This is a genomic window from Flavobacterium quisquiliarum (assembly GCF_019308285.1).
Lineage (GTDB): Bacteria > Bacteroidota > Bacteroidia > Flavobacteriales > Flavobacteriaceae > Flavobacterium > Flavobacterium quisquiliarum.
This window is the reverse complement of record NZ_WWEM01000001.1, coordinates 1-580: the sequence shown is the minus strand read 5'-3', so window position 1 is coordinate 580 and position 580 is coordinate 1. Positions and strand designations below refer to the sequence as shown.

Here is a 580-nt window from a genome sequence, read left to right as displayed (position 1 = left end):
GATCCAAAAGGATATCTGGTATTGAATCCAGACGGAACGGTAACTCTTGGAGCTAACGCACCGGCAGGAGATTATGAACTGACTTATACCATCTGTGAAAAACTGAATACGGACAACTGTAAATCAAATACCGTTAAGGTAACAGTTAAAGCACCGGTTATTGATGCAGTTACAGAAACGACAGCTTCCATCAACGGAAATACGGGAGGAACAACCGCTTCATTGACAGCCAATGATACCCTTGACGGAAAACCATTTGTTACAGGAACTAATCCTGGAGAAGTAACAATCAGCATTGTCGGGACATTGCCAACAGGCTTGACACTGAATGCCAACGGAACAATCACGGTTTCTCCGAATACTCCAAAAGGAAACTACAATGTAGAATACAGAATCTGCGACAATAACAATTCAGGAAACTGCGATCAGGTAATCTCAGTTGTGCCAGTTACAGCAGGAGATTTAGTAGCCAATCCGGATACAGTAGCATCGGTTACAGGATCAAACACTTCACAGATATTAGGAGTAAATGTTCTGGACAATGATACTAAAAACGGAGTAAAACTAAATCCTTCAGATG

1 pseudogene is annotated in these 580 nt (G+C 41.7%); it reads left to right on the top strand.

The window, feature by feature from the left end:
* A pseudogene (locus GSY47_RS00005) lies at window positions 1-580 on the top strand (hypothetical protein); the annotation flags it as partial.